Raw genomic sequence first — 9,122 nt, forward strand, 5'->3', positions numbered from 1 at the left:
GGCGACAGCAAGGTGCCGCAGAAGCCAGCCAGCATGCCGATCGCGCCCACCACCACCGGATTGCCGCCCATGCCCAGCACCAGCACCGGCAGCCCGATGCCGCCCATCATCACCGGGAACGCGGCAAAGGCATTGCCCATCAGGATGGTGAAGATTGCCATGCCGCCGGTAAAGGCAACAACGGCTGCCAGGCGGCTGCCTTCCGGAATCGCCAGCGGCGCCAGTGCGCCGACGATTTCGCCGACGCCAGCCACTGTGAACAGCGCGCCCAGGCTGGCCAACATTTGCGGCAGGATCATCGCCCAGCCAACGCCTTCGGCCAGCCGCCGGCCTTCCTGCACCGCAGCGGTGAGGGGTGGGCGCTGCCACAGCAGCAGGAAGCCCGTGGCCAGCACGACGCCAAGGCCCAGGCTGACCAGGGTGACCTGTTTGGGATCGACCAGACCGGGCAGCAGCGGGAACAGGAAGGTGCCGGCGAGTGCGACGCCGGGCATGATCAGCGCCGGCAGAAACAGGCGATTGCCGTGGCGCACAATGCTGGAAAGGCGCTCGGCAACCGTGGTGGTGGGGGAGCGCCCCTTGCCCGGCGCGCCCAGCAACGCCAGCGCCACCAGCGCGAGCAGCAGCACGCCGTTGCCCATGTCGCCAAGCGCATCGCCCGCCAGGAATTCCGCCGCCAGCAGGCCCCAGAAGGCGGCGCCAGCCCAGCGTTTGGGGTGCTGGCGATCAATCAGTGTGGCCACGGCCCAACTGCCGAACACAACGCCGGCCAAGGCATAAAGGGCGGCAAGGCCGATCACCGGCCCAGTTTCCACAACCTTGTGCCATGCACCGCAAAAGCCGCCACGGCCGTAGGGATGGCCCACACCGACAATTCCAGCGGCTGAACGATGATGCCGGCGCTTTCGAGGAAGCCCTTGATCAGCAGGATCGACGCGATGGCGAGGAAGATATCCTCACCAAAAAAGATGCCGACATTGTCGGTGGCTGCGGCCATCGCCTTGATCTGGTTGCGCTCGTCCTCGCTGATGTCCGGCTTGTCGCGCGTTGCGGCGGCTTCGGCCATGGGGGCCAGCAAGGGCCGCACGGTCTGGGCGTGACCGGCGATCTGGGTGAGGCCCAGCGCTGACGTGATCTGCCGGAAACCCAAATAGATCAGCAGGATGCGTGAGGTTGTTGCGGATCTTGTGCGGGAAATCAGGGCGGCCGCCTGTTCCTGCAAGCCGGCGCGTTCCATCAGGCCGATCACCGGCAGCGCCAGCCACGGCACCGAGACATAGCGGTTCTGGTGGAAAGCCTTGCCCAGTGCCGCCACCACTTCGGGCACCGACAGGCCGGCACCCAGCCCCGATCCGAACGCGGCTGCCACCACCACGGCCAGCGGATTGGCCCGCAGCGCAAAGCCGGCCACCACGATGGCGATGCCGGCCAGCGGCCACAGGCTGGGAAGGGCGCTCACGTCAGGCGGAAGGTGGCGCTTGCCCGCGCCACCGGCTCGCCATCGGCCTTGACCAGCGCGTGGGTGAAGCCGTTCCGGCCCTGCTGCGAGACATGATCGGTTTCAAAGGTCAGCCAGGCCCCAACCGCCGCCTTGCCGAAATAGTCGAGGGACAGGCTGGTGGTGAACGGACTGGCTGGCGGGTCGGACTGCAGGGCCAGCGACAAGCCCATGGCATTGTCGGCCAACGCGGCAATCACGCCGCCGTGCAGCAGGCCGCGACCATTGCAGTGTGGGGGGGCAACTCTGATGGTCAGGATGAAGCTTTGGGGTGTGATGCAGGCATAGATGGGTGCCCAGGCATCAGTCACGGGGCTTGATCTGGTGTGGAGAAAAAAACCTTCAGGAACATCGGTTTGGCCTGGTATGTTCACACTGCTTCTCCATAGCCACCGCCGCCGGGCGTTTCGATCACGATCATGTCGCCGGCTGCAAGCTCTGCGCGGTCACACGCGCCAAGCTGGATCACGCTGCCATCGGCCCGTTCCACGCGCGCGCTGCCGGGTTCGGCATCGCTGCCGCCGTTCAGGCCAAAGGGCCGGGTGCGGCGACGACCGGAGAGCAGCGAGGCAGTCATCGCCTCGCGGAAGCGGATGCGGCGGATCACGCCTTCGCCGCCGGGCCAGCGGCCTTTTCCACCAGAACAAGATCTTGCACTGAATTCTTCAACCAGAACCGGAAAACGGGTTTCCAACACTTCAGGATCAGTGAGGCGGCTGTTGGTCATATGCGTCTGCACGGCGGTGGCGCCGGCAAAGCCATTTCCAGCCCCGGCGCCGCCGCAGATCGTCTCATAATATTGGTGCGCGGCATTGCCGAAGGTGAAATTGTTCATCGTGCCTTCCGATGCGGCCAGCACGCCCAGCGCGCCGAACAGGGCATCGGTGATGATCTGGCTGGTTTCGACATTGCCGGCCACCACGGCTGCGGGGGCTTGCGGCCGCAGCATGGAGCCTTCGGGCACGATCAGGCGCAGCGGTCGCATGCAGCCATCGTTCATCGGCAGATCATTGCCGGCCAGGCAGCGGAACACATAGAGCACCGCCGCCTGTGCCACCGAAAACGGCGCGTTGAAATTGTCGGGCAGTTGCGGTGAGGTGCCGGTGAAATCGATGGTGGCGCTGCGGCTGACAGGATCAATGCGCACGGCCACCCGGATGCGCGCGCCATTGTCCATTTCGACAATTCTCTCACCATCCTTTAGGTGAGAAATGGCTGCACGAACAGCCTGTTCGGCGTTGTCTTGCACATGGCACATGAAGGCGATCACCACCGCTTCGCCTTCGCTGCCGCACAAGGCCACCAGCGCCTGCGCGCCGCGGGTGCAGGCGGCGACCTGGGCTTTCAGATCGCCGATGCAGCGCGCCGGGTCACGGGCTGGCCACGGGCCACTGCCGAGCAGGGCGAGCATTTCAGCTTCGCAGAAACGGCCCTTGTCGATCAGCACGATATTGTCGATCAGCACGCCTTCTTCAGCGATGGTCTTGCTGTCGGGCGGCATTGATCCTGGGGTGATGCCGCCGATATCGGCCTGATGGCCGCGCGCCGCGACCCAGAACGACGGAGCGGAGCCACCGGCGAACACCGGCATCACCACGGTGACATCCGGCAAATGCGTGCCGCCGGCAAAAGGATTGTTGAGCACGAACGCATCGCCGGGGTGGATGCCGCGGGCGGAACCAGCCCATTTGCCCATCACCGTGCGCACACTGTCACCCATCGATCCCAGATGCACCGGCATGTGCGGGGCATTGGCGATCAGATGGCCTTCGCCGTCGAACAACGCACAGGAAAAATCCAGCCGTTCCTTGATGTTGACCGACCATGCGGTGGTTTTCAGCGCTTCGCCCATATCCTCGGCGATGGCCATGAAGCGATTGGCGAACAGTTCAAGACGGATGGGATCGGCGGCGACGGTTGCAGCTGTGGCTTTGGTTGCCGGGGCCAGACGGCTCAGCAACAGGTTGGCGGCGGCATCGACTTCGGCCTGCCAGCCGGGTTCCACCAGGGTGGTGCCGGCACTGTCGATGATCACGGCGGGGCCGGCGATGCGCCAGCCGGCGGGCAGGGCGGCGCGGTTGTAGAAAGCGCAGCGCTGCCAGCCCTGCCCAAACCAGACATTGTGGGTGGCTAGATGCAGTGCCCCGCTGCTGGTGGCGGGCGACACGGCCGGCAATTGCGGGGTTTCGCCGACGGCTTCGGCAATCAAGGCGTCCACGACCAGATCGGCATCGGATATGGTGAAGCCGAACCGCCGTGCCTGTTCGGCTGCGAACGTGCTGGCCAGGGTGGCCGGATCGGCCAGCGGCAGATCGACCCCGCTGTCGGACCCGGCATAGCGGATGCGGGCCCGTATCTGCACGCGCGCCGCCGCTTCGCCTTGTGCCATCAGCGCCGCGCGGGCCTGTTCAGCCAATTGCGCGGCGGGCGCTGCAAGATCGGTCGCCGGACCCAGCGGCCAATTCAGCGTGCGCTGTTGCACCACCCGCACTTCGGCAAGGCCGATGCCGAACGCCGACAGCAGCCCGGCCAGCGGATGGATCAGGATGCGGGTCATGCCCAGTTGATCGGCGATGGCGCAGCAATGTTGCCCACCGGCGCCGCCAAAGCTGGTCAGCGTGTAGCGCGCCGGATCGTGCCCGCGCGCGATGGAGATGCGGCGGATGGCCTGCGCCATGGTCTCGGTGGCAATCGCGCGGGCGCCAGCAGCCACCTGCTCGGGCGGCTGACCCAGCGCTTCGCCGAGCCTGGCAAAGCCGCCGCGCACGGCATCGACATCCAGCGGTTGGTCACCGCCTGGCCCGAACAGCGCCGGGAAATGCGCCGGCTGCACGATGCCGAGCATGACATTGGCATCGGTTACGGTGAGCGGCCCGCCGCGCCGATACGCAGCCGGGCCAGGCACAGCGCCGGCGCTTTCCGGGCCGACTTTCAAGCGGCCTCCCACATGACTGATGATCGAACCACCGCCGGCCGCCACCGTGTCGATCTTCAGCATCGGCACCCGCATCGGCACGCCGGCAATCATTACCTCCTCGGCGCGTTCATATTGACCATCGAACAGCGAGACATCGGTGGAGGTGCCGCCCATGTCGAAGCCGATCAGCCGGTCTTCATCGGCACTGCGCCCGGCTGCCGCCATGCCGACGATGCCGCCGGCCGGGCCCGAAAGGATGGCATCGCGGCCATGGAAGTAGCCGGCGCGGGCCAGACCGCCGTTGGATTGCATGAAGGCGAGGTTCACGCCCGGCAGGCCGGCTGCGACCCGGCTGACATAATCGCGCAGCGGCGGCGACAGATAGGCATCCACCACTGCCGTATTGGCGCGCGGCACCAGCCGGATCACCGCGCCAACCTCGTGGCTGGTGGTGACCTGGGTGAAGCCGATTTCGCGTGCGATTTCCGCCACCCGCGCTTCGTGCGCCGGATAGGCGTGGCCGTGCAGGCAGGCGATGGCAAGGCTGCGGAAGCCGGCATCAAACACGCCCTGCAACGCGGCGCGGGCAGCGACTTCGTCAAGCGGGCGCAGCACCTCGCCCTCAGCGGTCACCCGTTCATCAATCTCCATCACCATTTCATACAGCGGGGCGGGTTTCCTGATTTCGAGCGCGAAAATATCCGGCCGCGCCTGATGCCCGATCAGCAGCGCATCGCGGTGGCCGCGCGTGATAGCCAGGCAGGTGGGCTGGCCGCGGCGTTCCAGAAGGGCATTGGTCGCCACGGTGGTGCCCATGCGCACGGCGTGGATCGGCGCTTCGCTGTCGCCGCGCAGCCGAGCGATTCCCGCCAGCGCCGCATCTTCATATTGTTCCGGCGCGTGGCTGAGCAGCTTGGCCGTTTCCAGCCCACCATCGGGGCGCAGCGCCACCACATCGGTGAACGTGCCGCCGCGATCAATCCAGAATTGCCAGCCTGCCATGGCAAAGTCGTGGCGGCGGGTGTCGCGATGGTCAAGGGCGGAAAGTGATCACACAAGCGGTGTTGGGATTTTGACAGAAGATGTTAAGCTTGCGTTTGCAGTCGCCTGATCGGGGCAAGCGACAATGGACATGGTAACCAGTACGCCGCGTTATTCGGTTTTCCTGTCCTATAATCGGGGCGACGGGAAGGCGGCGCAGCGCATTCAACGCTGGCTTGAAACCTATCGCCTGCCGCGCCGGCTGCGGGGCGGGGGCGCCGCCTTTGTGGATGACGGCCGCCGGCTGCGCCCGGTGTTTCGCGACATCGATGAAATGCGGGTGGCGCCTGATATCGACAGCGCTGTGATCGAGGCCATTGGCGCGTCGGCGTATCTGGTGGTGCTGTGCAGCCCGGCGGCGGCCAAATCCGAATGGGTGGGTCGCGAGATCGAGATGTTTCGCGCCCGCCACGGCGATGATCACATCCTGCCGCTGCTGCTGGAAGGCACGCCCGAAACCAGTTTTCCGCCGGCCCTGCTGCACCGGGCAGATGGCCGCCCGTTGGTGCCGCTGGCCGCCGATATTCCCGGCGAAGGGCAACGCCTGGCGCTGCTGAAGCTGGTGGCGGTGATGGCCGGCGTGGCGATGGGCGTATTGGTGCAACGCGATGCCCAGCGCCGCATGCAGCAGATCATCGGCCTGGCGGCGCTGGCGATTGCGGTGATGGCCGTGGTGCTGGTGCTGGTGGTGCAGGCGACAAACGCGCGGCTGGCCGAAGAACGGCAACGGGTGCGGGCCGGCACCTTGTCCAACTATATGCTCGACGATCTGCGCGGGCAGCTGAAACGCGCTGGCCGGCTTGATCTGCTGACAGCTGTGAACGACGGCGTGGCAAAAAGCTGGCGCGGGCAGGATTTGACCGGCCTGTCGGATGCCGATCTGCAGCAACGCGCCAAGCTGCTGCTGGCCATTGCCGAAGATGATGAAAGCCGCGGCGATCTGGTGGCCGCGCGCGTACAGACCGAGGAAGCGATGCGCACCACCGCGCAGTTGCTGGCCAAGGCCCCGGCCGATCCGGCCCGCATCTTTGCCCACGCCCAGAGCCAGTATTTCACCGGCATGGTGAGCTGGCACGGCGGCGAGCGGGGCAAGGCGGCCAAAGCCTTTGCCGCCTATCGCGATCTGGCCAGCCGCCTGATTGCCATCGATCGCAGCAAGCCGGATTGGTGGCTGGAAGTGGGCTATGCCGAGAATAATCTGGGAACACTGACGCTGCGCACCCGGCTAGATACCACGGCGGCGCAGGGGCATTTTCTGGCGGCGTTGAAGGCCTTTGCTGCCGCTGATGCCCTGCGCCCGGACCATCACGACACGTTGATGAGCCTGGCGGATACCGAGGCGTGGCTGGCCGATACGCAGCGGCTGGCGGGTGCGCCGGGGCAGGCGTTGGCGGCGCGGGCGCGGCAGAAGCTGATTCTTGATCGGCTGACTGTGCTTGACCCGCAGGATCGGCAGGTGACCGCCGACCGGGTTGCCCACGAACTGGCGCTGGCCCGTATCGCCATCGAAGCTGGCCGCCCGGAAGCAGCGCTGCCGCGGCTGAGCGAGGGCAAGGACAAGGCCGCGACGCTGGCCGCCAATGATCCCCAGAACATCCGCCGGCGCGCGCAGGTGCGAATGTTCAGCCTGATGCAGTTGAAGGCGCTGCTGATGCGGCCGCCGGTGCGTCGCCCCGATGCCGCCACGCTGGCCGCACTGAATGGCGATTGTGCCAAGGACCGGGCCACGCTGAAGAGCGATGAACTCGCCGATTTCTGCCAGATCCTGGCCGCCCGCCGCACCGGCACGCCGCCGCCGCCGCTGGCCGCCAGCGGGGACAGGCTTACCGACCGCTGGGGGCTGGACCTGGCAACGGAACGAAACTGGGCAACGAAGGCAGAGGAGAAGGCAGGATGATGCGCAACATGGGGATGATGGCCGGGCTGCTGGTGCTGGCGGCGTGCGGAGAGAAGGGCGGGGTGGATGCCGGCAAGCCTGCGGCCGGAGATGTCGATGCTGTAGTGACGCCGGCCGAACCATTTGTGGCGGGCGCAACCGAAGTGATCCCCACGACAAAATGCCCCGACAGCAGGATCGGTGACCCGTTGATCATGCTGATCTCCAACCAGATGTTGAAACAGCTGGGCGGCAATGATCAACAAATCGAGCGTAACATTACTCAAAGCGGCAAAGGAAGCATGCCGCCAACGCTTGATGACAAGAAATTTTATCCAACCAATCTTGATCTGGCGGCCAATGGCGATCTCAGCAGGGGCGGCTATGTGGAGATCCACATAATGTTGCAGCCCGCCAAGCCGGACAAGCGGGACCTGACCTTTATTCGTATGGATGCCAGTGCCGTGCCGCCCAACGACAAGGATTCGGCCGGCGCGGTGACAGTGCGATTGGGTGACGGCGTCAAATTTTGCGGCCGCATGCCGGTCGAAAAAGATTCCGTTTCGGGGATGGAGACCGTGAAATTCGGGTCTTTGCTGGTCGCTGGCGAAGAATCCTCGATCAATATCGGGGTTCTCGTCGCCAACAAGAAAGACCGGACCAAGTGGACGCCAATCTATATCGATCCCAACATGAAGAACGAGGGCTGAAATAGCGGGGGCGGGCGGCCCTGGGTGGTTGCGCGTCCCCTCCAGCTCGGTAACACACTTGCCATGCAGGGCTTGGCTGTCTAGCCTGATGATAACGTTATCAAACCGGATTTGCCGGTGGACGTTTGGTGGGGGAACAGCATGCGGACGGGTCGTCGCGCTGGTTTGATGGTCGCGGCGCTGGCCTTGTTGGCGGGCTGTGGCGGCGGCAGTGGGGGCGCGATAGCGGCACCTGCGCCTGTTTCTACTCCGGCGCCTACACCCGCGCCCACCCCCACCCCGGCGCCCACGCCCACCCCCACCCCGGCGCCCACGCTGCGCCTGATGTTTGCCGACGAGTTCAATTCCGGCTCGCTGGATCGCAGCAAATGGAATGTCGAAGGGCCGGCCTTCTGGGTGAACAATGAAGTGCAGGCCTATGTCGACAGCCCGGAAACCATCAGTTTCGCGACGCCGGCTGGCGCCGATGGTGGTGCCCTGGTGCTGAAACCGGTGCCGCGCCGGGGCTATGTAACGCCCGGCGGCCGGGTGACGGATTTCGTGTCGGGCCGGATCAACACCGAAAACCGCGTGGATGTGACCTATGGCAAGGTGGAGGCGCGCATCCGCATGCCGGATGCCATCGGCGTCTGGCCGGCATTCTGGCTGCTGGGCTATGGCAATTGGCCCGACAGCGGCGAAATCGACATCATGGAAAATGTGGGCGACAAGGCGTGGATCAACGCCGCCATCCATGGCCCCGGCTATTCCGGCGATACGCCTTTGTACCAGCGCTTTGATTTCCCGGCTGGCGAGGATGTGACTGGCTGGCATGTTTATGCTGTCGAACGCACGGTGGACGCAGTGATCTTCACCGTCGATGGCCGCGAATATTACCGGGTGACGCGGGCGACGGTCGAACGCTATGGCCCGTGGCGGTTTGACCGCAAGCAGTATGTGATCCTCAACTTTGCCATTGGCGGGGTTTATCCGGGCAAGGTCAACGGTGTGACGTCGCCCTATTTCGGCCTGCCGCAAGCCACGGTGGACAAGGTGGGCCGCGGCGAAGTGGCGATGGAAGTGGACTGGGTGCGGGTGTGG

At 65.4% G+C, this 9,122-nt stretch carries 7 protein-coding genes; 3 read left to right on the plus strand and 4 right to left on the minus strand.

From position 1 onward, the window contains the following. From RMO81_RS15505 to RMO81_RS15520, 4 genes are all read right to left on the minus strand, one after another. The coding region (locus tag RMO81_RS15505) for a 5-oxoproline transporter, DUF979 family subunit (RefSeq protein ID WP_310476844.1) at positions 1–800 on the minus strand (800 nt) is incomplete at its 3' end. Next, positions 797–1,441, minus strand: coding sequence for a DUF969 domain-containing protein (locus RMO81_RS15510; protein ID WP_310476851.1), 645 nt, complete (start codon positions 1,439–1,441; stop codon positions 797–799). The genes RMO81_RS15510 and RMO81_RS15505, both read right to left, overlap by 4 nt. Positions 1,442–1,455: 14 nt before the next feature. Beyond that, entirely contained in the window at positions 1,456–1,809 is a 354-nt protein-coding gene (locus tag RMO81_RS15515; RefSeq protein WP_310476845.1) for a PaaI family thioesterase, read from the minus strand. Positions 1,810–1,868: 59 nt separating this feature from the next. Next, positions 1,869–5,417, minus strand: a complete 3,549-nt coding sequence (locus tag RMO81_RS15520; RefSeq protein ID WP_310476846.1) for a hydantoinase B/oxoprolinase family protein — start codon at positions 5,415–5,417, stop codon at positions 1,869–1,871. Between the two features lie 130 nt (positions 5,418–5,547). On the opposite strand from RMO81_RS15520, the gene RMO81_RS15525 reads away from it, so the two are divergent. The 3 genes from RMO81_RS15525 to RMO81_RS15535 all read left to right on the plus strand — a co-directional run. After that, positions 5,548–7,353: a toll/interleukin-1 receptor domain-containing protein gene (locus RMO81_RS15525; protein WP_310476847.1), complete on the plus strand. Its 1,806-nt coding sequence runs from the start codon at positions 5,548–5,550 to the stop codon at positions 7,351–7,353. Beyond that, positions 7,350–8,042, plus strand: a complete 693-nt coding sequence (locus RMO81_RS15530) for a hypothetical protein (protein ID WP_310476849.1) — start codon at positions 7,350–7,352, stop codon at positions 8,040–8,042. The genes RMO81_RS15525 and RMO81_RS15530 overlap by 4 nt, the downstream gene beginning before the upstream one ends. Before the next feature lie 141 nt (positions 8,043–8,183). Beyond that, positions 8,184–9,122 (plus strand): glycoside hydrolase family 16 protein (locus RMO81_RS15535; RefSeq protein ID WP_310476850.1); only part of this gene is annotated, 939 nt, incomplete at its 3' end.

Source organism: Sandarakinorhabdus sp., assembly GCF_031422795.1.
GTDB lineage: Bacteria > Pseudomonadota > Alphaproteobacteria > Sphingomonadales > Sphingomonadaceae > Sandarakinorhabdus.